Consider the following 21,797-nt stretch of genomic DNA (forward strand, 5'->3'; position numbering starts at 1 on the left):
AAGAGCCGTCGATGAGCGAAACCCCTTCTTCCACTGCGCCCACCGCCCCGGTCACGCCGTTCCGGGTCGCCGCGCTGCAGATGGTCAGCACGCCCGATCTCGCGCGCAATCTCGCCGAAGCGGAGCGTCTGATCGCCGAGGCCGCCGCCGACGGCGCGCGCCTCGTGCTGCTACCCGAATACTTCTGCTTCATGGGTCACAAGGACAGCGACAAGCTCGCCGTGCGCGAAGCTTACGGCGACGGTCCGATCCAGCAGTTTCTCGCCGATGCCGCGCGGCGCCATGACGTCTGGATCATCGGCGGCACGCTGCCCCTGAGCGCGCCCGAAGAAAACCGCGTGCTCAACACCACGCTCGTGTTCGATCCGAGCGGCGCCGAGCACGCGCGCTACGACAAGATCCATCTGTTCAACTTCGAAAAAGGCGCTGAATCGTTCGACGAGGCGCGCACGATCCGCCCCGGCACCGAGGTGCGCACCTTCGACGCGCCGTTCGGCCGTGTGGGCCTGTCGGTCTGCTACGATCTGCGCTTTCCCGAGCTGTACCGGCGCATGGGTGATTGCGCGCTGATGGTCGTGCCGTCCGCGTTCACCTACACCACGGGCCGCGCCCACTGGCAGATCCTGCTGCGCGCGCGCGCCGTCGAAAACCAGTGCTACGTGCTGGCCGCCGCGCAAGGCGGCACGCACGAGAACGGCCGCCGCACCTGGGGCCACAGCATGTTGATCGACCCGTGGGGCGAAATCGTCGATGTGCTCGACGAAAACCCCGGCGTCGTCATCGGCGATATCGACCTGGAACGCATCGCCGCCGTGCGCGCGAGCCTGCCCGCGTGGCGGCATCGCGTGCTGGACTGCAACTGACGCACACCACTACAACCCTCGACCCAGGGCGTCTTGATTTGGCCGCACCGCGCCCGAATCTGCTCCGAATCCGCTATCCGAAACTTCCATATTGAGCGCATGAACATCATCGAACCCGGCATCCGCAATCTGGCGACCGCGAAGGACGTGCTCCTCGCGCCCTACGGCCTCGACGAGGCGCTGCTCACGCGCACGCTCGGCGAGATTTTCACGCACCGCGTCGACTACGCCGATCTCTATTTCCAGGCCACCCGCAGCGAGGCATGGAGCCTGGAGGAAGGCATCGTCAAGTCGGGCAGTTTCAGCATCGACCAGGGCGTCGGCGTGCGCGCCGTGTCCGGCGAGCGCACCGCATTCGCCTATTCCGACGACCTCTCGCCCGAAGCGATCCGCCAGGCGGCCATCGCCACGCGCTCGATCGCCAAGGCCGGCGGCGGCAAGCAGAAGATCCAGGTGGCCAGTTCGCTCAAGGGCATCGCGGGCCGCGATCTGTATCTGCCGTCCGATCCGCTCACTTCGCTCGACGCCACCGAAAAGGTCAAGCTGCTCGAACGCATCGAACAGATGGCGCGCAGCCGCGACCCGCGCATCACCCAGGTGATGGCCGCGCTCGCGGGCGAATACGATGTCGTGCTGGTCGCGCGCAGCGACGGGGCGCTCGCCGCCGACATCCGCCCGCTCGTGCGCGTCTCGATCACGGTGATCGCCGAACAGAACGGCCGCCGCGAGATCGGCAATGGCGGCGGTGGCGGCCGTTACGACTACGGCTACTTCACCGACGACGTGCTCTCGAAGTACGTGGACGACGCCGTGCATGCGGCGCTCGTGAATCTGGAAGCACGCCCCGCCCCGGCCGGCGCGATGACCGTCGTGCTCGGCCCGGGCTGGCCCGGCGTGCTGCTGCACGAGGCGATTGGCCACGGCCTGGAAGGCGACTTCAACCGCAAGGGTTCGTCGGCGTTCGCGGGCCAGATCGGCGAGCGCGTGGCCGCCAAGGGCGTCACGGTGGTGGACGACGGCACGCTGCCGAACCGTCGCGGCTCGCTCAACATCGACGACGAAGGCAACCCGACGCAGTGCACGACGCTGATCGAGGACGGCATCCTCAAGGGCTATATCCAGGACTCGCTCAACGCGCGCCTGATGAAGATGCCCGTGACCGGCAACGCGCGCCGCGAATCCTACGCCGCCCTGCCGATGCCGCGCATGACCAACACCTACATGCTCAACGGCGACAAGGACCCGCAGGAAATCCTCGCGTCGGTGAAGAACGGGCTGTACGCGGTGAACTTCGGCGGCGGTCAGGTGGACATCACCAACGGCAAGTTCGTGTTCTCGGCCTCCGAGGCCTACATGATCGAAGACGGCAAGATCACTTACCCGGTGAAGGGCGCGACGCTGATCGGCAGCGGCCCGGAATCGCTCAAGTACGTGAGCATGATCGGCAACGACATGCGCCTGGACTCGGGCGTGGGCGTGTGCGGCAAGGAGGGCCAGAGCGTGCCGGTGGGCGTGGGCCAGCCGACGCTGCGCATCGACCGCATGACGGTCGGCGGCACGGTCTGACGGACGGTTGAGAGGTCGGTCTCATGCGCGGTGATGCGGAATTTCCGCATCACCGCGCGGACTTCCTGCATCAAAATAGGAATTTGCGCGGATAATCCGCTTTTTAGCCTTAACCCGCTTGCCAGCCTGAAGAAGGCCGGGTTATAAAGGCAATCACCCTTTTCGACGCAACGAACCGATTTCGCCATGTTCGCCACGAAGTTTTATTTTTACTTCTTTTGGTATCTCAGACCGCTGGCGGATCGAGAGGGTTAGCAGTACGCGCAGGACCCCGAATACACGAGAAACCGCCAGCCAAGTCTGGCGGTTTTTTTTCGTCCGGCTTTTTTGTCCCGCTTTTTCGTCGCTTTTTCGTCATTAGCCCAACGAGCCTCACTTTCATCTAGCAGATTGCCGCCGTTTCGCCACGCGAAGCACGCTACACAGGATCAGGAGAAAACCACATGCCCCCGCACAACACCGACGATGTCCGCATCCGCGAGCTCAAGGAACTCACGCCGCCCGCACACCTGATCCGCGAATTCCCGTGCTCGGAAGCCGCCTCCACGCTGATCTTCGAATCGCGCCGCGCGCTGCACCGCATCCTGCACGGCATGGACGACCGCCTCGTCGTGGTGATCGGCCCCTGCTCGATTCACGACACGAAGGCGGCGATCGACTACGCGAAGAAGCTGGTGGAACAGCGCAAGCGCTTCAGCAACGAGCTGGAAATCGTGATGCGCGTGTACTTCGAAAAGCCGCGCACGACGGTGGGCTGGAAGGGTCTCATCAACGACCCGTTCATGGACAACAGCTTCAAGATCAACGACGGCCTGCGCACCGCGCGCGAGCTGCTGGTCGCGATCAACGAACTCGGCCTGCCGGCGGGCACCGAATACCTCGACATGATCAGCCCGCAGTACATCGCCGATCTGGTCTCGTGGGGCGCGATCGGCGCGCGCACGACCGAATCGCAGGTGCACCGCGAGCTGGCCTCGGGCCTCTCCTGCCCGGTCGGCTTCAAGAACGGCACGGACGGCAACGTGAAGATCGCCGTCGATGCGATCAAGGCCTCGTCGCAGCCGCACCATTTCCTGTCGGTGACGAAGGGTGGCCATTCGGCCATCGTCTCGACGGCCGGCAACGAGGACTGCCACGTGATCCTGCGCGGCGGCAAGACGCCGAACTACGACGCGGAAAGCGTCAACGCGGCGTGCAACGACATCGGCAAGGCAGGCCTGGCCGCACGTCTGATGATCGACGCGAGCCACGCGAACAGCTCGAAGAAGCATGAGAACCAGATCCCCGTCTGCGCCGATATCGGCCGCCAGATCGCGGGCGGCGACGAGCGCATCGTTGGCGTGATGGTGGAATCGCACCTCGTGGCGGGCCGCCAGGATCTGAAGGAAGGCTGCGAGCTGACGTACGGTCAGAGCGTCACCGATGCGTGCATTGGCTGGGACGAAAGCATCGGCGTGCTCGAAGGGCTGGCCGAGGCCGTCAAGCAGCGCCGCATTGCGCGCGGCAGCGGCAACTGATTTTTGCCAAACGCCTGACGATGTAAAAAGCCCGGCCAGTTCGACGACTGGCCGGGCTTTTTTACGTCTGCGTTTTCAGTCGAGCATGCCCGAACCGAAGATCTCGGTGTGGATGCGCGCCGGCTCCACGCCGCGCGCGACCAGCGCCTCGCGCTGCGCGCGCATGAAGGCGACCGGGCCGCAGATGTAGTAATCGGCATCGGGCAGCATCACGTCGGCTTCGATGCGTGCGAGATCCACGCGGCCTTCGAAGTCGTAGTCGGCGCCCACGCGGTCCTCTGCGCTCACCGCTTCGTAGAACACCGCGCGCTTGAGGTTCGGGTACTCGGCCGCGCTGCGGCGCAGCCAGTCGCGGAAGGCGTGCACGCGGCCATTGCGGCAGGCATGCACGAAGGTCACCTGGCGTTCGCTACGTTCGGCCATGAGCGTCGCGAGCATCGACGCCATCGGCGTGATGCCGACGCCGCCGCTGATCAGCACGACCGGCGTGCTCTTCTGGCGATCGAGCTTGAATTCGCCCATCGGCGCGCTCACGTGGACGATCGCGCCCTGTTCGACGCCATCGTGCATCAGGTTCGACACATGGCCCGGCTGCACGTCGGCGGCACCTGCTTCGCGCTTGACCGAGATGCGCAGCCAGCGGCCGTGCGGCGCGTCGGACAGGCTGTACTGACGCGGCTGATCGACGCCGAGCTGGTCCACGAAGCGCTTCACGCTCACATACTGGCCCGGCTCGAAGCCGCCCGCGGGCGCGCCGTCGGCGGGGGCGAGATAGAACGAGGTGATTTCGTCGCTTTCCACCTGCTTGCGCATGACCTTGAACGGACGGAAGCCGCTCCACGGCGCCGCTTCATAGAGCTTCGCCTCCACGCCGATCATGATTTGCGCGAGCTGCTCGTAGGCCACGGTCCATGCGTCGAGCGTGGCCTGATCGACGGCGTCGCCGAGCACGTCGACCACCGCGCCGAGCAGATGCCGCCCGACAATCGGATAGTGTTCCGGACGGATGTTCAGGCTGGCGTGCTTGTGCGCGATATGCGTGACCGCGCCGCCCAGCGCACCCAGATTGTCGATGTTCGCCGCGTAGGCGTAGACCGCGCGCGCCAGCGTTTCGGGCTGGCTGCCGCTTTGCTGGTGTGTCTGGTTGAAGAGGTTCTTCAGCTCCGGATGCGCATTGAACATGCGCTGATAAAAATGCTTCGTGATGGTCGTGCCATGCACGGCGAAAACGGGCGCGGTGGCCTTGACGCGGGCGATCTGGTCGGCGGTGAGCGCGGTCATTGTGGCTTCTCCTCGTTAAAGATGCACCAAAGATACATCTTTAAAGGCGCAGGCTGTCCGGGCATTTTGTCGCACCCCGGCGATCTGGGTGGCGCGGCGCGCCAAGGCGTCCGCGCCGCTATTGCGCCCTTTTATTCGTTGCTGAATGGCTCGGGAGCTTGAGCCGCTTGAGCCAGTTGAGCCGCCTGACCACGATCATGCCGCCAGAGCACGTCGCTGCCGCCAGCCGCGCGGTTAAGCGCGCGCGCGAGCACGAACAGCAGATCGGACAAGCGGTTCACATAACGGCGCGGCGTCTGCGCGAGCGGCGCGCTGTCATCCGGCACCGCACCCAGCGCGACGATGGCCCGCTCCGCGCGCCGGCAGACCGTGCGGCAGACATGGGCGAGCGCCGCCGCGCGCGAGCCGCCAGGCAGAATGAACTCCTTGAGCGGCGGCAGCGTGGCGTTGTAATCGTCGAGCCAGCCATCGAGCCGGGCGAGGTGTTCATCCGTGACGATGGTGTGGCCAGGCATGCAAAGCTCGCCGCCCAGATCGAACAGATCGTGCTGGATCGCGGTGAGCGCGGCGCGCACATCGTCGGGCAGCGTCTCGCAGAGCAGCACGCCGAGGTTCGAATTCAGTTCGTCGACGTCGCCGATTGCCGCGATGCGCGCCGTGTCCTTGCGCACGCGGCTGCCGTCACCGAGGCCGGTCGTGCCGTCGTCGCCGGTGCGCGTGGCGATCTTGCTCAGGCGATTGCCCATGGTGTGTCTCTCCAGAATCCAGAATCGTGGTCCAGCCCAAAACAGCCAGAAGCGCAATTGTCTCGCGTAAGAGCGCAGCATGGATCATGCAGTGCAGCAAATCAGCGGGCGCCTCCGGGCTGCCCCCGCCTCTCAGCCCAGAACGTTGAGCGTAGAATGAATCGCGCCAAAGATCATGTCCAACAAGGAGACCCCGCGTGAATCATCCCGCGCCGCCGGCCATTGCCAATCCCGCACGCCGCCCGTTCCCCGCCGATCTCCTCGACAGTCTGCGCAGCGCCTTCGGCGAGCGCGTCTCCACCTCCGAAGCCATGCGCGCCCATCATGGACGCGACGAATCGCGTTTCGATCCGCAACTGCCCGATGCCGTCGTCTACGCGCAGAACACCGCGGAAGTCCAGACCATCGTGAAACTGTGCGCCCAGCATGGCGTGCCGATCATCCCCTATGGCAACGGCTCCTCGCTCGAAGGCCATCTGCTGGCCGTGCAGGGCGGCGTCTCGATCGACCTTTCGCAGATGAACCGGGTGCTCTCGATCAACGCGGAAGACCTGACCGTGACGGTCGAGCCGGGCATCTCGCGCAAGCAGCTCAACGAAGCACTGCGCGACACGGGCCTGTTCTTCCCGATCGATCCGGGTGCGGACGCGAGCATCGGCGGCATGTCGGCGACGCGCGCCTCGGGCACCAACGCCGTACGCTACGGCACGATGCGCGAGAACGTGCTGGGCCTGAGTGCCGTGCTCGCGGACGGGCGCGTCATCAAGACCGGCACGCGCGCGCGCAAGTCGTCGGCCGGCTACGACCTCACGCGGCTTTTCGTGGGCTCCGAGGGGACGCTGGGCATCATCACCGAAATCACGGTGCGGCTCTATCCGCAGCCGGAAGCGGTGTCGGCGGCGATCTGCGCGTTTCCTTCGATGGCCGAAGCCGTGCGCAGCGTGATCGAAACCATCCAGATCGGCGTGCCGATCGCGCGCGTGGAGTTCATCGACGCGCTCGCGGTGCGCGCGATCAACAAGCATTCGAACCTGACGCTGCGCGAAAAGCACACGCTCTTTTTCGAGTTCCACGGCACCGAAGCGGGCGTCGCCGAACAGGCTCAGCTCGTACAGGAGATCGCGGCACAAAACGGCGGCGAAGGCTTCGAATGGGCCACGCGTCCCGAGGACCGCAGCCGTTTGTGGAACGCGCGCCATAGCGCTTACTTCGCGATGCTGCAACTGCGGCCCGGCTGCCGCGCGGTGACAACCGATGTCTGCGTGCCGATCTCGCGGCTGGCCGAATGCGTCGTGGAAACCGAGGCCGATCTGAAGGCGTCGCCGCTGCCCTGCCCGATCGTCGGCCATGTGGGCGACGGCAATTTCCACGTAGCCATCCTGATCGATCCGGACAAGCCCGAGGAAATCGACGAAGCCGAGCGCCTGAATCACCGCATCGTGCAGCGCGCGATCCGCATGGACGGCACCTGCACGGGCGAGCACGGCGTGGGCCTGCACAAGATGGGCTTCCTCGTCGAGGAACACGGCGCGGACGCGATCGACACCATGCGCGCCATCAAGCACGCGCTCGATCCGCATAACCTCATGAACCCGGGCAAGATTTTCAGCTGGGCTGCCTGATCCGGGAACATCCAACGAGGAGGAGACATGAACGCACCGGACGCGAATCTGCCCGATCCAAAAACCGCAGCGAATAATGTGACGCCCAATGCGGCCCCCGAACTCACGCCCGAAGCCCTCGCGCAGCGTCAGCGCGAAGTCGTGCAGGCGCTGATGGCCGTGCTGCCCGCCCATTGCCTGCTGCATCGCGAGGAAGACACGGTCGCCTACGAGTGCGACGGGCTGGCCGCGTATCGCCGCTTGCCGCTCGCGGTCGCGCTGCCGGAAACCGAATCGCAGGTGCAGCGCATCGTGCAGATCTGCCGGCGTCTGGACGTGCCAGTCGTGCCGCGCGGCGCGGGCACCGGCCTGTCGGGCGGCGCAATGCCGATCCGCCACGGCATCGTGCTTTCGCTGGCGCGCTTTCGGCGCATTCTCGAAGTCGATCCCTACGCGCGCACGGCTACCGTGCAGCCCGGTGTGCGCAACCTCGCCGTTTCCGAGGCGGCCGCACCCTATGGGCTCTACTACGCGCCCGATCCTTCCTCGCAGATCGCCTGCACGATCGGCGGCAACGTGTCCGAAAACTCGGGCGGCGTGCACTGCCTCAAATACGGCCTCACCGTGCATAACGTGCTGCGCGTGCGCGCAGTGACCATGGACGGCGAGATCGTCGAATTCGGCTCGCTCGCGCCCGATGCGCCCGGCCTCGACCTGCTCGCCGTGATGATCGGCAGCGAAGGCATGTTCGCGATCGTCACCGAGGTCACCGTCAAGCTGATTCCGCGCCCGCAGACCGCGCAGGTCATCATGGCGAGCTTCGACGACGTCGTGAAAGGCGGCGACGCGGTGGCGGGCATCATCGCCTCGGGCATCATTCCGGCGGGCCTCGAAATGATGGACAAGCCGGCCACCCGCGCGGTCGAGGAGTTCGTCAACGCGGGCTACGACCTCGATGCCGCCGCGATCCTGCTGTGCGAAGCCGACGGCACGCCCGAGGAAGTCGCCGACGAAATCGCCCGCACGACCGCCGTGCTGCGCGAGCACGGCGCGACGCGCATCCAGATCTCGCGCACCGAGGAAGAACGCCTGCGCTTCTGGTCCGGGCGCAAGAACGCGTTTCCGGCCGCGGGCCGCATTTCGCCCGACTATTACTGCATGGACGGCACGGTGCCGCGCCGCGCGATCGGGCCGCTGCTCGCGCGCATCCACGAGATGGAGCAGCAGTACCGGCTGCGCTGCATCAACGTGTTCCACGCGGGCGACGGCAACATGCATCCGCTGATTCTCTTCAACGGCAGCGACGCCGACGAATGGCACCGCGCCGAGGCGTTCGGCTCGGACATTCTCGAAACCTGCGTCGAACTGGGCGGCACGGTCACGGGCGAACATGGCGTAGGCATCGAAAAGATCAATTCGATGTGCGTACAGTTCTCGCCCGAGGAGCGTGACGCGTTCCATGCCGTGAAACACGCCTTCGACCCGGCCAGGCTGCTCAATCCCGACAAGGGCATTCCCACCCGTGCGCGCTGTGCCGAGTACGGCCGCATGCACGTGCGCGGCAACCTGCTGCCGCATCCCGAGCTGCCGCGCTTCTGATCGGCGCTTCTGATCGACGCTTCTGTTCTGCCCCCCATCGCGCCGCGCGTTGCGTTTTGCATAACGCGCGGTGTGACGCGTCGCCTGACACGGCGCACCGCCCGCTTGCGGCGCGCGCCGCCATGCGGGCCTGCCCCGGGTTGTCAGGAAGGGGCGCGTCAGTACAATCGGACGAACGACAACGACAACCGCGTTAAGAAGCGCGCCATGGGAAGCATGGAAATCATGCAAGAGGACGACATCGTCGCGGCCTGGTCCGAGCGCATCCGCGCCGCAAGCGCCGACGGCAAGCCATTGCGCATACGTGGCGGCGGCACCAAGGACTGGTACGGCCAGACGCTCGAAGGCGAGGTGCTCGATACGCGCGCGCATCGGGGCATCATCGCTTACGACCCGGCCGAACTGGTAATCACGGCGCGCGCCGGCACGCCGCTTCTCGAAATCGAACATGCGCTCGCCACGCACGGCCAGATGCTGGCGTTCGAGCCGCCCCACTTCGGCCCGCAGGCCACCTTCGGCGGCTGCATCGCGGCGGGCCTCGCCGGACCGCGCCGCGCGAGCGCGGGCGCCGCGCGCGACTTCGTGCTGGGCGCCGTCATCATGAACGGGCACGGCGCGGTGCTGCACTTCGGCGGCCAGGTCGTGAAGAACGTCGCGGGCTACGACGTTTCGCGCCTGCTGGCCGGTTCGCTCGGCACACTCGGGCTGATTCTGGAGCTGTCCGTGAAAGTCCTGCCGGTGCCGCAGGCGGAAACCACGCTGCGCTTCGACATGAACGGCACCGACGCCGTGCGCAAGCTCAACGAATGGGGCGGCCGCCCGCTGCCGATCACGGCCAGCGCCTGGCGCAACGGCACGCTCGCCGTGCGCCTCGCGGGCGCCGAGGCAGGCGTGAAAGCCGCGCGCACGTCGCTGGGCGGCGAAGTCGTCGATGCGGTGGAAGCCGAGCGTTTCTGGGCCGGTCTGCGCGAACAGAGCGATCCGTTTTTTGCCTCGATCGCGCCCGATGCCGCGCTCTGGCGCCTCGCACTGCCCTCGATCGCCGAGCCGCTGCAACTGCCCGGCGCGCAGTTGATGGAATGGGGCGGCGCGCAGCGCTGGTGGATCACCGAAACCGATGCGCAGACCGTGCGCATCACCGCCAAGCAGGCCGGCGGCCACGCCACCCTGTTCCGCACCGGCCGCGCCTACGACCGCAGCGCGGGCGTGTTCACGCCGCTGCCCGCACCGCTCATGAAGATCCATCGCGGCCTGAAAGCCGCGTTCGACCCGGCCCGCATCTTCAATCGCGGCCGCCTGTATTCCGACTTCTGACCAGACCTTCACGCGGCGATGCAGACGAACCTCGCGGACTTCATTCGCAACACTCCCGACGGCGACGAAGCCGACGCGATCCTGCGCAAGTGCGTGCATTGCGGCTTTTGCACCGCGACCTGCCCGACCTATCAGTTGCTCGGCGACGAACTCGACGGCCCGCGCGGGCGCATCTATCTGATGAAACAGATGGTGGAAGGCGCGCCCGTGACGAAGAGCACGCTCACGCATCTGGACCGCTGCCTCACCTGCCGCAGTTGCGAGACCACCTGCCCGTCCGGCGTGCAATATGGGCGGCTCGTGGAAATCGGTCGCAAACATGCCGAGCAAATGGTGCCGCGCCCGCTGCGCCAGCGCCTGATCCGCCGCTTCCTGGCGGGCTTCCTGCCGCGCCGCATGCTGTTCTCGCCCGCCATGCGCGTGGCACAGCAGATGCGCGTGCTGCTGCCGCGCCGCCTGCGCGACAAGGTGCCGGTGCGCCAACGTCCGCTCGCGTGGCCGACCGCGAAGCACGCACGCAAGATGCTGATGCTCGCGGGCTGCGTGCAGCCTTCGATGATGCCGAATATCAACACGGCCACGGCGCGCGTGCTCGACGCGCTCGGCATCGAAACCCTTGTCGCGCCGCAGGCGGGCTGCTGCGGCGCGATCCGGCTGCACATGGGCTATGCCGACGACGCGCTCGACGACGTGCGCGCCAATATCGACGCCTGGTGGCCCTATGTCGAGCAAGGCGCCGAAGCGATCGTGATGAACGCCTCGGGCTGCGGCGCGACGGTCAAGGAATACGCGCACCTTCTGCGCAACGACCCGGCCTATGCGAGCAAGGCGCAGCGCATCGCGAGCCTTACGCGCGATCTCAGCGAGATCCTGCCCGCCTTCGAGGAGCGGTTGATCGCCGCCACGCGTCGACGCGGCATCCACACGGTTGCGTATCACCCGCCCTGCACGTTGCAGCACGGCCAGCAATTGCGCGGCGGCGTGGAAAAGGTACTGGGCGCACTGGGTCTGGACGTGCGCCTGCCCGCTGACAGCCACTTGTGCTGCGGCTCCGCCGGCACCTATTCGATCACGCAGCCGCGCCTGTCCTACACGCTGCGCAACCAGAAGGTGGAGCGGCTCAAGGCGCTGGAACCGCAACTGATCGTGTCGGCGAATATCGGCTGCATCGCGCATCTGCAAAGCGGCACGAAGATTCCGGTCACGCACTGGATCGAACTGGTGGAGCATATGCTGGCGGCGAATTGACGAGAGAAGGAATCCGGCTGGGCGGCAGCTCCGCCACTCGCCGGTAATATCCAGAGCTTGACGAATCGCCGCGCGCGCCGGTAGTCGGCCATTCGGCCTATGCCTTTTGGCCGATGCCTTGCGCCTCACGCAGTCCGTATAATTGGCCTCGTTCGTTTTCAGTGCGCCTAACCCAGAGCGCGGCCGCGGGCAGCGCAGCGCGGCCGGCCGGAATTCCCATGACCGATCTCGCCCAACACCTCGAAGCCGTTCGTCAACGCATTGCCGCCGCCGCCCGCAATGCGGATCGCGCGCCGGAATCCGTCGCGCTCCTCGCGGTGTCGAAAACCTTCCCGGCCGACGATGTGCGCGCCGCGCACGCGGCGGGCCAGCGCGCATTCGGCGAGAACTACGTGCAGGAAGCCGTGGACAAGATCGAGACGCTCGCCGATCTGCGCGCGAGCCTCGAATGGCATTTCATCGGGCCACTGCAGTCGAACAAGACGCGCCCCGTGGCGGAGCGTTTCGACTGGGTGCATTCGGTCGACCGCCTGAAGATCGCGCAACGCCTGTCCGAACAGCGCCCGGCGGACAGGGCGCCGCTCAACGTCTGCCTGCAGGTCAACGTAAGCGGCGAAGACTCGAAGAGCGGCGTCGCGCCCGAGGAAGCCGCGCAGATCGCTCACGCCATTGCCGCGCTCCCCAACCTGCGCCTGCGCGGGCTGATGTCGATTCCCGAACCTGCGCCCACGCTCGACGCGCAACGCGCGCCGCATCGCCGCCTGCGCGAGCTGTTCGACGCGCTGCGCGCCGACGGCCTCGCGCTCGACACGCTCTCGATGGGCATGTCGGCGGATCTCGAAGCCGCCGTGCTCGAAGGCGCCACCATCGTGCGCGTCGGCACCGCGATCTTCGGCGCACGCGATTACTCTCACTGATTCACTGACGCACTCCATCACCATGAAAATTGCCTTCATCGGCGGCGGCAACATGGCCGCCGCACTCATCGGCGGCCTTATCCGCAAGGGCGTTCCGGCCGCGAATCTCTATGCGATCGACCCGAACGAGGACGCCCGCAAGCGCACCGCCGACCAGTTCGGCGTGCAAACGGGCGTGGCCGCGGACAACGCGCTCGCGGCCTATGACGCGATCCTGATCGCCGTCAAACCGCAGATCGCCAAAGCCGTCGCGCAAGGCCTCGCCCCGCACCTGGGCGCGCATCAGGTGGTGATCAGCATCATGGCCGGCATCCGTATCGACGACCTGTCGCGCTGGCTCGGCGGCCACGCGCGCGTCGTGCGCACGATGCCCAACACGCCTGCGCTGATCGGCATGGGCGCAACGGGCCTGGTCGCGAGCAGCGGCGTGGATGCGGCGGGCCGCGAACTCGCGTCGAACGTGCTGGGCGCGGTCGGCCAGACGGTGTGGTTCGACGATGAAGGCAAGATCGACGCGGTCACCGCGATCTCGGGCAGCGGCCCGGCCTACGTGTTCTATTTCATCGAAGCGCTCGAAGAAGCCGCGCGCCAGCTCGGCATGGACGAGCAGCAGGGCCGCGCGCTCGCCATCGCCACCTTCACGGGCGCAGCGCAACTGGCGTTGAATTCGGACGAGCCGCCCGCGGTGCTGCGCGAGCGCGTGACGTCCAAGGGTGGCACGACGGCGGCGGCGCTCGCCTCGTTCGACGCTTCGGGCATCAAGGACGCGATCGTGCGCGGCGCGCTCGCAGCCGATGCGCGCGCGAAGGAAATGGGCAAGGAGTTCGGCGCGCAGTAAGTCAGCGCTGTGTGCATGAAAAAAGCGCCGGGTTGATCGAAACCGGCGCTTTTTTTACGTCTGCTGCCAATGCAAGGGCCTGGCTTACATGCCCGCCACCACGTAATGCGCGGCGATACCGACGAAGAGCGCGCCGCCCAGCCAGTTGTTGTGGCGGAACGCGGCGAAGCACGACATGCGCTCGCGGTTTTTGATGAGCGTGTAGTGATAGATCGCGCAGCCCACGGCCGCCGCCCAGCCAAGCCAATAAAGCAGGCCGAATTGCTGCGTGACGCCCACCCACACGTAGATGCCGAGCGTGAACGCATAGCAGAGCATGATCGCGAGCACGTCGAAGCGGCCAAACGTGAGCGCCGAAGTGCGGATGCCGATCTTGATGTCGTCGTCGCGATCGACCATCGCGTATTCGGTGTCGTAGGCCACCGACCAGAACACGTTCGCGATCAGCATGATCCACGCGAGCATCGGCACCTGATCCTGAATGGCCGCGAACGCCATCGGAATGCCGAAGCCGAACGCGATGCCCAGATACGCCTGCGGAATCGCGAAAAAGCGCTTGGTGAACGGATACGACGCCGCCACGAACAGCGCCACCACCGACAACTGCTTCGTGAGCGCGTTCAGCGGCAGGATCAGCAGGAACGACACGATGGCGAGGCCCGCGGCAATCGCCACCGCTTCCCAGGCGCGGATACGGCCCGAGGTGATGGGCCGTTCGGCCGTGCGCTTGACGTGGCGGTCGAAATCGCGGTCCGCGTAATCGTTGATCGCGCAGCCCGCCGAGCGCATCAGCACCGTGCCCAGCGTAAAGATCACCAGCAGGGAAAACGACGGATGGCCGTTCGAGGCGATCCACAGCGCGTTGAGCGTCGGCCACAGCAGCAGCAGGCTGCCGATCGGCTTGTCCATGCGGACGAGCCGCAGATAGAGCGGAAGTCGGGCGAACATGTTCGGGGCGATAAGGCAGAAAAGACGGCAAGGACGATGGCGCTATTGTAGGCCACGCGTGCCGCAGGCCGCCGCCAGCCTCACCCGGGCGCCGCGCGGAAATCGGGCGCAATCGAAAGCAAAAAGCCCGCTGGGCCAGCCAGCGGGCTTTTCATTTCGGCACGACTCAAGCAGCGCTCAGGCGACGCTCAAGCCAGCATCGAGCGCAGCATCCACGCCGTTTTTTCATGCGTCTGCATACGCTGCGTGAGCAGGTCGGCGGTCGGCTCGTCGTGGGCGGCTTCGGTTGCCGGGAAGATCGCGCGCGCAGTGCGCACCACGGCTTCCTGACCTTCCACCAACTGACGGATCATGTCTTCGGCAGCCGGCACGCCGTCCGCTTCGGGGATCGACGAGAGCCGCGCGAAATCCTTGTAGGTGCCCGGCGCATGCACGCCCAGCGCGCGGATACGCTCGGCGATGGCGTCCACGGCGAGCGCCAGTTCGTTGTACTGCGTCTCGAACATCAGATGGAGCGTGTTGAACATCGGCCCCGTGACGTTCCAGTGGAAGTTGTGCGTCTTCAGATACAGCGTGTACGTGTCCGCGAGCAGGTGCGAGAGACCGTCAGCGATCTTCTTGCGATCCTTGTCGGCGATGCCGATATTCACGTGCTGCACAGCAGATTTTTTGGCCATGACGACTCCTTTCGTAGCAGTGAGACTACCCATCCGGGACGATGCAACACCCACGTCACCGCGCCGATGCCGGTAACGGCTCGCGAACGCCCGATCGGGTTGAAGTCTATCTTATAAATTCCGGAAAACAGGGCCATGCGGCCCCACACTCCCACGGAGATCAATGTCCGGCGAGATGAGCCAGCACTTGCGTGACAAGCGCGACGAAGCCGCTCGACAGGATTGCAAAGCCGACCACGCGGCGCACGATCTGGGTGCCTTGTGCTCGCGAGCGCGCCATGTCGGCGCCGCGACCCGTGCCCACGGCCTTGAGTGTCATCGTCATCGTTCTGGTCATGATCGTGCTCCTTGCGGTTCCTGCGTTGTCATGGAATGACTTTATCACAAACTATTAAGTAACATTATTTAATTCATAAAATCTATCATATAGGCGGCGCCTATCGGCGGCTCTATCCGGCTATGGGCCAAGACAAGTGCGAAGGAAAACGCGGGCGAGCGCCGCATCGGAAAAGCAGCGCGCCGCGCATGAAGCGCGGCGCGGGAAACTACGAATCCCAACTACAGGCGGGTCAAACGGCCTCGACGGATGCTTCGATCTTCTTCACGCCGGGCAAGTCGCAGGCATTGATCGCGTCGACGATCGCCTCGATCGCCGGCATGCGCGTGAAGCTCTTGCGCCACGCCAGCACCACGCGGCGGTCGGGCACCGGCTCGTCGAACGGCACGTAGGACAACAATCCCGAATCGACACCGCCCGCGTGCGGCTTCACTTCGGTCACCGACATACGCGGCAGCACCGTGATGCCGACGCCGCTCGCCACCATATGGCGAATGGTCTCCAGCGACGATCCCTCGAAAGTCTTCTGGATACCGTCCGCGTTCTGCGAGAAGCGCATCAGTTCCGGGCATACGCCCAGCACGTGATCGCGGAAGCAATGGCCGCTGCCGAGCAGCAGCATGGTTTCCTGCTTGAGATCTTCCGGATCGATCTTGTCGCGCTTTTCCCAGACGTGGCCCGAAGGCAGCGCCACGACGAACGGTTCGTCGTAGAGCGGACGCAGCGTGAGGCCGGTTTCGGCGAACGGCAGCGCCATGATGGCCACGTCGATTTCGCCCTGCTTGAGCAACTCGATCAGCTTGAGCGTGTAGTTCTCCTGCAGCATCAGCGGCATCTGCGGGACGCGCTTGATCATCTGCTTGACGAGCGTGGGCAACAGGTACGGCCCGATCGTGTAGATCACGCCCAGACGCAGCGGCCCGACCAGCGGGTCCTTGCCCTGCTTGGCGATTTCCTTGATCGCGAGCGTCTGTTCGAGTACGCGCTGCGCCTGCGTGACGATCTGCTCGCCGATGGGCGTCACGCTCACTTCGCTCGTGCCGCGCTCGAAAATCTGCACATTCAGTTCGTCTTCGAGTTTCTTGATGGCCACCGACAGGGTCGGCTGGCTCACGAAGCAGGCTTCGGCGGCCCGTCCGAAGTGGCGCTCGCGGGCAACCGCGACGATGTATTTCAGTTCAGTGAGCGTCATTTCATTGGGGACCAATCAAAAGTGGTGAATCAATAGTTTGTACTTATACACCTATGGCGGCGATTCGCCAATAATCAACGCCCCTATCGGGGGCGCGATCATGAGCAGGGTCAGACGGCGGGAAAGCGCACAGGTTCCGTGCGCGATGCATCGGGCGCAGCAATAGTTGGTGCGGGCGAAGATTTGTTTTGGCTTACGCCTTCAGATATTGCTCGCGTGCGCCAAGCCAGCGGTTCAGATGCTGCGTGACGACGTGCGGATATTCGTGCAGCAGCCGCTCGGCCGCTTCGCGCGCCGGCTCGATCAGCCAGGCGTCGTTTTCGAGGTTCGCGAAGCGCAGCATCGCCGCGCCCGACTGCCGCGCGCCCAGAAACTCGCCGGGGCCGCGAATTTCCAGATCCTTGCGCGCGATCTCGAAGCCGTCGGTGGTTTCGCGCATGGTCTGCAAACGCTGGCGCCCCGTGAGCGACAGCGGCCCGGTGTACAGCAGCAGGCAAACCGACGCCGCGCTGCCGCGCCCCACCCGCCCGCGCAACTGGTGCAACTGCGCAAGGCCAAAGCGCTCCGCATGCTCGATCACCATCAGCGACGCATTGGGCACGTCCACGCCCACCTCGATCACCGTGGTCGCCACCAGCAACTGCACTTCGTTGCGCGAGAACGCGTCCATGACGGCCGCCTTGTCCGCCGAGGCCAGCCGCCCATGCACGAGTCCCACGGATAGCTCCGGCAACGCGGCCACGAGCGTCTCCCAGGTCTCCACGGCGGTCTGCAATTGCAGCGTCTCGCTTTCCTCGATCAGCGGGCAGACCCAGTACACCTGACGGCCCGTAAGCGCCGCCGCGCGCACCCGCGCGATCACTTCCTCGCGGCGCGCGTCGGAGACGAGCTTGGTGAGAATCGGCGTGCGGCCCGGCGGCAGCTCGTCGATGGTGGAGACTTCGAGATCCGCGTAATACGTCATCGCGAGCGTGCGCGGGATCGGCGTCGCGGTCATCATCAGTTGATGCGGCTGGAATTCGCGCTTCGTTTCGTCCGGCGACTTCGCGTTCTGCGCCTTGGCGCGCAGCGCGAGCCGCTGCTCGACGCCAAAGCGATGTTGTTCATCGACGATCACGAGGCCCAGCCGCGCGAATTCCACGGCGTCCTGAATAATCGCGTGCGTGCCGATCACGAGCTTCGCGGTGCCCAGCGCCGCCGCTTCCAGCGCGGCGCGCTTTTCCTTCGCCTTGAGGCTGCCCGAGAGCCACGCCACCTGCACGCCGAGCGGTTCGAGCCAGCCGCGCAGCTTGCGCGCGTGCTGTTCGGCGAGGATTTCGGTGGGCGCCATGAGCGCGGCCTGATAACCGGCGTCGATAGCCTGCGCGGCGGCGAGCGCCGCCACCACGGTCTTGCCGCTGCCCACGTCGCCTTGCAGCAGACGCTGCATCGGATGCGGCGCTTCGAGATCCTGCGCGATTTCGCCGACCACGCGTTCCTGTGCGTTCGTGAGCTTGAACGGCAAGGCTTCGCGCAAGCGCGCGAGCAGCGTCTCCTCGCTCTTGCGGCCCGCGACATGACGCGCCATCGCAGGAGCCGCGCGCGTGCGGCGCTCTTCGTGCGCGCGCTTGAGCGAGAGCTGCTGCGCCAGCAGCTCGTCGAACTTGATACGTGTCCAGGCCGGATGCGTGCCGTCGATCAACGCGTTCTGATCGGCGTCGATGGGCGGATGGTGCAGCGTCCTCACCGCATCCATGAGGCCAGGCACGTTGAGCGGCGCCAGGAACTCCTGCGCGACCGGCTCCGGCAGCAACTCGGGCAGATGGGCGCGTTCGAGCGCATTGTCGATGGCCTTGCGCAGATACGCCTGGCTCACGCCCGCCGTCGACGGATAGACCGGCGTGAGCGCCTGCGGCAGCGGCGCATCGCCTTCGACGACCTTCACGGCCGGATGCACCATCTCCAGCCCGAAAAAGCCGCCGCGCACGTCGCCGCGCACGCGCAGACGCTTGCCCACGGCCATCTGCGCGACTTGCGAGCCGTAGAAGTTCAGAAAGCGCAGATGCAGTTCGTCGCCGTTGTGGTCGCGCAGTTTGACGACCAGCTGGCGGCGCGGGCGATAAGCGACTTCGTTGTCGAACACCACGCCCTCGGTCTGCTCGACGCCGCCGGGCAGCAGTTCGCCGATGGGCGTGAGCGTGGTTTCGTCCTCGTAGCGCATCGGCAGATGCAGCACGAGATCGATGGCGCTGTGCAGACCCAGTTTGGCGAGACGGTCGGCGGTTTTGGTGAGCTTGGGCTTGTCTTTGGCGTCCGTTTTTTCAGCGGTTTTTGCGGCGGCTTTTTCAGCAGCTTTGGCGGCCGTTTTCTTCGCGCCCGCGCGCCTGCGCGGCGCGCTCGCGTCCGGCGTCTCGTCGTATTGCGCGTCACGCGCCGGGTCGTCGGAGACGCTCGCGGAATCGGGTTCGGACATCATTCGGCTAACGGACGAGGGCATGAGCAGCTTCGCAAGTACAATATCGGCTTTCCGGTGAGGCACGGCGCATAGCCACGACCGCCTGCAATCGCAGGCCGCGTCGCCACGCGTCCCCGCAATCATAGCGTTTCAACGCGCGCGGGCCGACAACGAGGCGCTTTTTGGGGCGCGATTGGGGCACGAGCGCGCGGGTTGACTCCTGCGTGGCACGCCGTCCCTGCGCTGCCCTCACCGCCGCGCGCCGCCTCGTCGGCGCCTCACTGTTTCCGCCTCATTGCTTCATCAGGCCGTATGTTCAAGCTTTCCGATTTCGATTTCGATCTTCCCGAAGCGCTGATCGCGCAAACCGCCCTGCCCGAGCGCAGCGCGAGCCGTCTCCTGGTGGTCGACAACGCCGTGCAGCCCGCGCGGCTGACCGACCGCACCTTCGCCGACTTGCCCGCGTGCATCGCGCCGGGCGATCTGCTCGTCTTCAACGATACCAAGGTTCTGAAGGCGCGTTTCTTCGGCCAGAAGGCCAGCGGCGGCAAGATCGAGGTGCTGGTCGAGCGCCTGACCGGCGCGCGCACGGCGCTCGCGCAGATCCGCGCGAGCAAGAGTCCCGGCCCCGGCACGGTGCTGCGCCTGGCCGATGCGTTCGACGTCACGGTGGGCGAACGCGTCGATCCGTTCTACACACTGCACTTCCCCGACGACTGCCTCACGCTGATCGAGCAACACGGCCGTCTGCCGCTGCCGCCCTACATCACGCATGATGCCGACGCGAGCGACGAAACGCGCTATCAAACGGTGTTCGCGCAGAACCCGGGCGCGGTGGCCGCGCCCACGGCGGGCCTGCACTTCGACGACGCGCTGCTGGCGAAACTCGACGCCATGGGCGTCGAGCGCGCGACGCTCACGCTGCACGTCGGCGCGGGCACGTTCCAGCCGGTGCGCGTGGAAAATATCGCCGAGCACAAGATGCACAGCGAGTGGTATCAACTGCCGCAATCGCTCGTCGACAAGATCGCCGCCACGCGCGCGCGCGGCGGCCGCGTGATCGCCGTGGGCACGACCTCGATGCGCGCGCTCGAAGCCGCCGCGCGCGACGCCGCGAAAGAAAACCGTCCGCTCGCGGCCACCCAGGCGGAAACCGATATCTTCATCACGCCGGGTTATCGATTCCGCGTGGTCGATCGTCTGGTCACGAACTTCCATTTGCCGAAATCGACGCTGCTGATGCTGGTTTCCGCCTTTGCCGGCATCGAAACCATTCGCGCCGCGTACCGGCACGCAATCGAAGAGCGTTATCGCTTTTTCAGCTACGGCGACGCGATGCTGCTCACGCGCATCGAAGACGCGCTCAAGGCTTGATCGCAGCTTAAGCAGCCCCAACCTTTCCCAGCCGCCGCGCGAGAGCAAAAAAGCGCGGCGGCGTTTCACCACGTTTCACCATCTGCGCCGGACTGTTTTCCGGTTGCACAGGAGTCCACCGCATGACCGACGGTCAGCCAAACAACGCATGCGCCGAACACGGCACTTATCTAGGCGAGCGCCCGCAAAACGGCCTGAAATTCGAACTGCTCGGCACCGACGGCCTCGCGCGCCGGGGCCGCGTCACGCTCAATCATGGCGTGGTCGAAACGCCGATCTTCATGCCCGTGGGCACCTACGGCACCGTGAAGGCCACCCAGCCGCGCGAGCTGGAGGAAATGAAGGCGCAGATCATCCTCGGCAACACCTTCCACCTGTGGCTGCGCCCCGGCCTGGAAACGATCGAGGCGCACGGCGGCCTGCACCGCTTCATGGGCTGGAACCGGCCCATCCTCACGGATTCGGGCGGCTTCCAGGTGTTCTCGCTCGGCGACCTGCGCAAGATCTCGGAAGACGGCGTGCGCTTCGCCTCGCCCGTGAACGGCGACAAGCTGTTCCTCTCGCCCGAAGTGTCGATGCAGATCCAGAAGGTGCTGAACTCGGACATCGTCATGCAGTTCGACGAATGCACGCCCTACGCGACCAACGGCGTGCCGACCACGCACCAGGAAGCCGCCGACTCCATGCGCATGTCGATGCGCTGGGCGCAGCGCTCGATCGACGAATTCAACCGCCTCGGCAACCCGAACGCGCTCTTCGGCATCGTCCAGGGCGGCATGTTCGAGGATCTGCGCGACGAATCGCTGGCCGGCCTTTCGCAGATGCCGTTCCACGGCTACGCGATCGGCGGTCTTTCGGTGGGCGAACCGAAGGAAGACATGATGCGCGTGCTGCAGCACATCGCGCCGAAGCTGCCCGCCGACAAGCCGCACTACCTGATGGGCGTGGGCACGCCGGAAGATCTGGTGGCGGGCGTGGCCGCGGGCGTCGACATGTTCGACTGCGTGATGCCCACGCGCAACGCGCGCAACGGCTGGATCTTCACGCGCTTTGGCGACATCAAGATCCGCAACGCCACGCACAAGAACTCGCTGCGCCCGCTCGACGAGCAGTGCGGCTGCTACACCTGCCGCCACTTCACGCGCGGCTATCTGCATCACCTGCACCGCGTAGGCGAAATCCTCGGTGCGCAGCTCAACACGATCCACAACCTGCACTACTACCTGGAGCTGATGAGCGACATCCGCGAGTCGATCGAGACGAAGACCTTCACGGCCTTCCGTCAGCGTTTCGCCGAAAACCGCGCACGCGGGGTGGATTGAAGCAGCGAAGTGGGGATCGAGGT

Annotated in this window: 18 protein-coding genes; 11 read left to right on the plus strand and 7 right to left on the minus strand. The window is 65.7% G+C overall.

The window, feature by feature from the left end:
• The first annotated feature begins 11 nt into the window (after positions 1 to 11).
• From B0G62_RS02245 to aroG, 3 genes are all read left to right on the plus strand, one after another.
• Entirely contained in the window at positions 12 to 863 is an 852-nt protein-coding gene (locus tag B0G62_RS02245; RefSeq protein ID WP_103702088.1) for a carbon-nitrogen hydrolase family protein, read from the plus strand.
• Positions 864 to 962: 99 nt separating this feature from the next.
• The gene (tldD, locus tag B0G62_RS02250; protein WP_103702090.1) at positions 963 to 2,429 is read left to right on the plus strand and encodes a metalloprotease TldD; all 1,467 of its coding nucleotides are present in this window, start codon (positions 963 to 965) and stop codon (positions 2,427 to 2,429) included.
• A 443-nt stretch (positions 2,430 to 2,872) separates the two neighbouring features.
• Positions 2,873 to 3,946 carry a 3-deoxy-7-phosphoheptulonate synthase AroG gene (gene aroG / locus B0G62_RS02255; protein WP_103702092.1) on the plus strand — a complete coding sequence of 358 codons (1,074 nt, stop codon included), beginning with the start codon at positions 2,873 to 2,875 and terminating at the stop codon, positions 3,944 to 3,946.
• Between the two features lie 75 nt (positions 3,947 to 4,021).
• Here the strand turns inward: aroG and hmpA are convergent, their stop codons facing one another.
• Together hmpA and B0G62_RS02265 are read right to left on the minus strand one after the other, a co-directional pair.
• Positions 4,022 to 5,227 (minus strand): NO-inducible flavohemoprotein, encoded by a 1,206-nt coding sequence (gene hmpA / locus B0G62_RS02260; protein ID WP_103702094.1) that lies wholly within the window; start codon positions 5,225 to 5,227, stop codon positions 4,022 to 4,024.
• 131 nt (positions 5,228 to 5,358) lie between these two features.
• On the minus strand, positions 5,359 to 5,973 hold the full coding sequence (locus B0G62_RS02265) for a cob(I)yrinic acid a,c-diamide adenosyltransferase (protein ID WP_103702096.1): 615 nt from the start codon (positions 5,971 to 5,973) through the stop codon (positions 5,359 to 5,361).
• Between the two features lie 197 nt (positions 5,974 to 6,170).
• Here B0G62_RS02265 and B0G62_RS02270 point away from each other — a divergent pair, with 197 nt between their 5' ends.
• The 6 genes from B0G62_RS02270 (at position 6,171) to proC (ending at position 13,490) form a co-directional block, all read left to right on the plus strand.
• The gene (locus B0G62_RS02270) at positions 6,171 to 7,595 is read left to right on the plus strand and encodes an FAD-binding oxidoreductase (protein ID WP_103702097.1); all 1,425 of its coding nucleotides are present in this window, start codon (positions 6,171 to 6,173) and stop codon (positions 7,593 to 7,595) included.
• A gap of 27 nt (positions 7,596 to 7,622) precedes the next feature.
• Positions 7,623 to 9,173 carry an FAD-linked oxidase C-terminal domain-containing protein gene (locus B0G62_RS02275; protein WP_103702099.1) on the plus strand — a complete coding sequence of 517 codons (1,551 nt, stop codon included), beginning with the start codon at positions 7,623 to 7,625 and terminating at the stop codon, positions 9,171 to 9,173.
• A gap of 225 nt (positions 9,174 to 9,398) precedes the next feature.
• Positions 9,399 to 10,487, plus strand: a complete 1,089-nt coding sequence (gene glcE / locus B0G62_RS02280; RefSeq protein WP_103702906.1) for a glycolate oxidase subunit GlcE — start codon at positions 9,399 to 9,401, stop codon at positions 10,485 to 10,487.
• An 18-nt stretch (positions 10,488 to 10,505) separates the two neighbouring features.
• Positions 10,506 to 11,735 (plus strand): glycolate oxidase subunit GlcF, encoded by a 1,230-nt coding sequence (gene glcF, locus B0G62_RS02285; RefSeq protein ID WP_103702101.1) that lies wholly within the window; start codon positions 10,506 to 10,508, stop codon positions 11,733 to 11,735.
• Positions 11,736 to 11,953: 218 nt separating this feature from the next.
• Positions 11,954 to 12,652, plus strand: coding sequence for a YggS family pyridoxal phosphate-dependent enzyme (locus B0G62_RS02290; RefSeq protein ID WP_103702103.1), 699 nt, complete (start codon positions 11,954 to 11,956; stop codon positions 12,650 to 12,652).
• 22 nt (positions 12,653 to 12,674) lie between these two features.
• Complete coding sequence (gene proC, locus B0G62_RS02295; RefSeq protein ID WP_103702105.1) at positions 12,675 to 13,490, plus strand: pyrroline-5-carboxylate reductase; 816 nt, start codon at positions 12,675 to 12,677, stop codon at positions 13,488 to 13,490.
• Between the two features lie 84 nt (positions 13,491 to 13,574).
• Here proC and ubiA read toward each other — a convergent pair whose 3' ends face one another.
• The 5 genes from ubiA to recG all read right to left on the minus strand — a co-directional run bounded on the left by ubiA (position 13,575) and on the right by recG (position 19,096).
• The gene (gene ubiA / locus B0G62_RS02300) at positions 13,575 to 14,438 is read right to left on the minus strand and encodes a 4-hydroxybenzoate octaprenyltransferase (protein ID WP_103702107.1); all 864 of its coding nucleotides are present in this window, start codon (positions 14,436 to 14,438) and stop codon (positions 13,575 to 13,577) included.
• 188 nt (positions 14,439 to 14,626) lie between these two features.
• On the minus strand, positions 14,627 to 15,115 hold the full coding sequence (locus tag B0G62_RS02305; protein ID WP_103702109.1) for a Dps family protein: 489 nt from the start codon (positions 15,113 to 15,115) through the stop codon (positions 14,627 to 14,629).
• Between the two features lie 160 nt (positions 15,116 to 15,275).
• A complete protein-coding gene (locus B0G62_RS31525) occupies positions 15,276 to 15,452 on the minus strand; it encodes a hypothetical protein (protein ID WP_167401169.1) in 177 nt (58 codons plus the stop codon).
• Positions 15,453 to 15,684: 232 nt separating this feature from the next.
• Positions 15,685 to 16,644 (minus strand): hydrogen peroxide-inducible genes activator, encoded by a 960-nt coding sequence (locus B0G62_RS02310; RefSeq protein ID WP_103702111.1) that lies wholly within the window; start codon positions 16,642 to 16,644, stop codon positions 15,685 to 15,687.
• A gap of 193 nt (positions 16,645 to 16,837) precedes the next feature.
• Entirely contained in the window at positions 16,838 to 19,096 is a 2,259-nt protein-coding gene (gene recG / locus B0G62_RS02315; protein ID WP_244193109.1) for an ATP-dependent DNA helicase RecG, read from the minus strand.
• 294 nt (positions 19,097 to 19,390) lie between these two features.
• Between recG and queA the strand changes: the two genes are divergently transcribed.
• Positions 19,391 to 20,452, plus strand: coding sequence for a tRNA preQ1(34) S-adenosylmethionine ribosyltransferase-isomerase QueA (queA, locus tag B0G62_RS02320; protein ID WP_103702115.1), 1,062 nt, complete (start codon positions 19,391 to 19,393; stop codon positions 20,450 to 20,452).
• A 122-nt stretch (positions 20,453 to 20,574) separates the two neighbouring features.
• Entirely contained in the window at positions 20,575 to 21,774 is a 1,200-nt protein-coding gene (gene tgt / locus B0G62_RS02325; RefSeq protein WP_103702116.1) for a tRNA guanosine(34) transglycosylase Tgt, read from the plus strand.
• Positions 21,775 to 21,797 lie beyond the last annotated feature (23 nt).

This window comes from Paraburkholderia eburnea (assembly GCF_002917095.1).
GTDB lineage: Bacteria > Pseudomonadota > Gammaproteobacteria > Burkholderiales > Burkholderiaceae > Paraburkholderia > Paraburkholderia eburnea.

Excerpts from the sequence above, each read along its gene's own strand:
- B0G62_RS02245 (WP_103702088.1), top strand. The coding sequence starts at position 12 with ATGAGCGAAACCCCTTCTTCCACTGCGCCCACCGCCCCGGTCACGCCG.
- tldD (WP_103702090.1), top strand. The coding sequence starts at position 963 with ATGAACATCATCGAACCCGGCATCCGCAATCTGGCGACCGCGAAGGAC.
- aroG (WP_103702092.1), top strand. The coding sequence starts at position 2,873 with ATGCCCCCGCACAACACCGACGATGTCCGCATCCGCGAGCTCAAGGAA.
- hmpA (WP_103702094.1), bottom strand. The coding sequence starts at position 5,227 with ATGACCGCGCTCACCGCCGACCAGATCGCCCGCGTCAAGGCCACCGCG.
- B0G62_RS02265 (WP_103702096.1), bottom strand. The coding sequence starts at position 5,973 with ATGGGCAATCGCCTGAGCAAGATCGCCACGCGCACCGGCGACGACGGC.
- B0G62_RS02275 (WP_103702099.1), top strand. The coding sequence starts at position 7,623 with ATGAACGCACCGGACGCGAATCTGCCCGATCCAAAAACCGCAGCGAAT.
- glcE (WP_103702906.1), top strand. The coding sequence starts at position 9,399 with ATGCAAGAGGACGACATCGTCGCGGCCTGGTCCGAGCGCATCCGCGCC.
- glcF (WP_103702101.1), top strand. The coding sequence starts at position 10,506 with ATGCAGACGAACCTCGCGGACTTCATTCGCAACACTCCCGACGGCGAC.
- B0G62_RS02290 (WP_103702103.1), top strand. The coding sequence starts at position 11,954 with ATGACCGATCTCGCCCAACACCTCGAAGCCGTTCGTCAACGCATTGCC.
- proC (WP_103702105.1), top strand. The coding sequence starts at position 12,675 with ATGAAAATTGCCTTCATCGGCGGCGGCAACATGGCCGCCGCACTCATC.
- ubiA (WP_103702107.1), bottom strand. The coding sequence starts at position 14,438 with ATGTTCGCCCGACTTCCGCTCTATCTGCGGCTCGTCCGCATGGACAAG.
- B0G62_RS02305 (WP_103702109.1), bottom strand. The coding sequence starts at position 15,115 with ATGGCCAAAAAATCTGCTGTGCAGCACGTGAATATCGGCATCGCCGAC.
- B0G62_RS31525 (WP_167401169.1), bottom strand. The coding sequence starts at position 15,452 with ATGACCAGAACGATGACGATGACACTCAAGGCCGTGGGCACGGGTCGC.
- B0G62_RS02310 (WP_103702111.1), bottom strand. The coding sequence starts at position 16,644 with ATGACGCTCACTGAACTGAAATACATCGTCGCGGTTGCCCGCGAGCGC.
- recG (WP_244193109.1), bottom strand. The coding sequence starts at position 19,096 with ATGTCCGAACCCGATTCCGCGAGCGTCTCCGACGACCCGGCGCGTGAC.
- queA (WP_103702115.1), top strand. The coding sequence starts at position 19,391 with ATGTTCAAGCTTTCCGATTTCGATTTCGATCTTCCCGAAGCGCTGATC.
- tgt (WP_103702116.1), top strand. The coding sequence starts at position 20,575 with ATGACCGACGGTCAGCCAAACAACGCATGCGCCGAACACGGCACTTAT.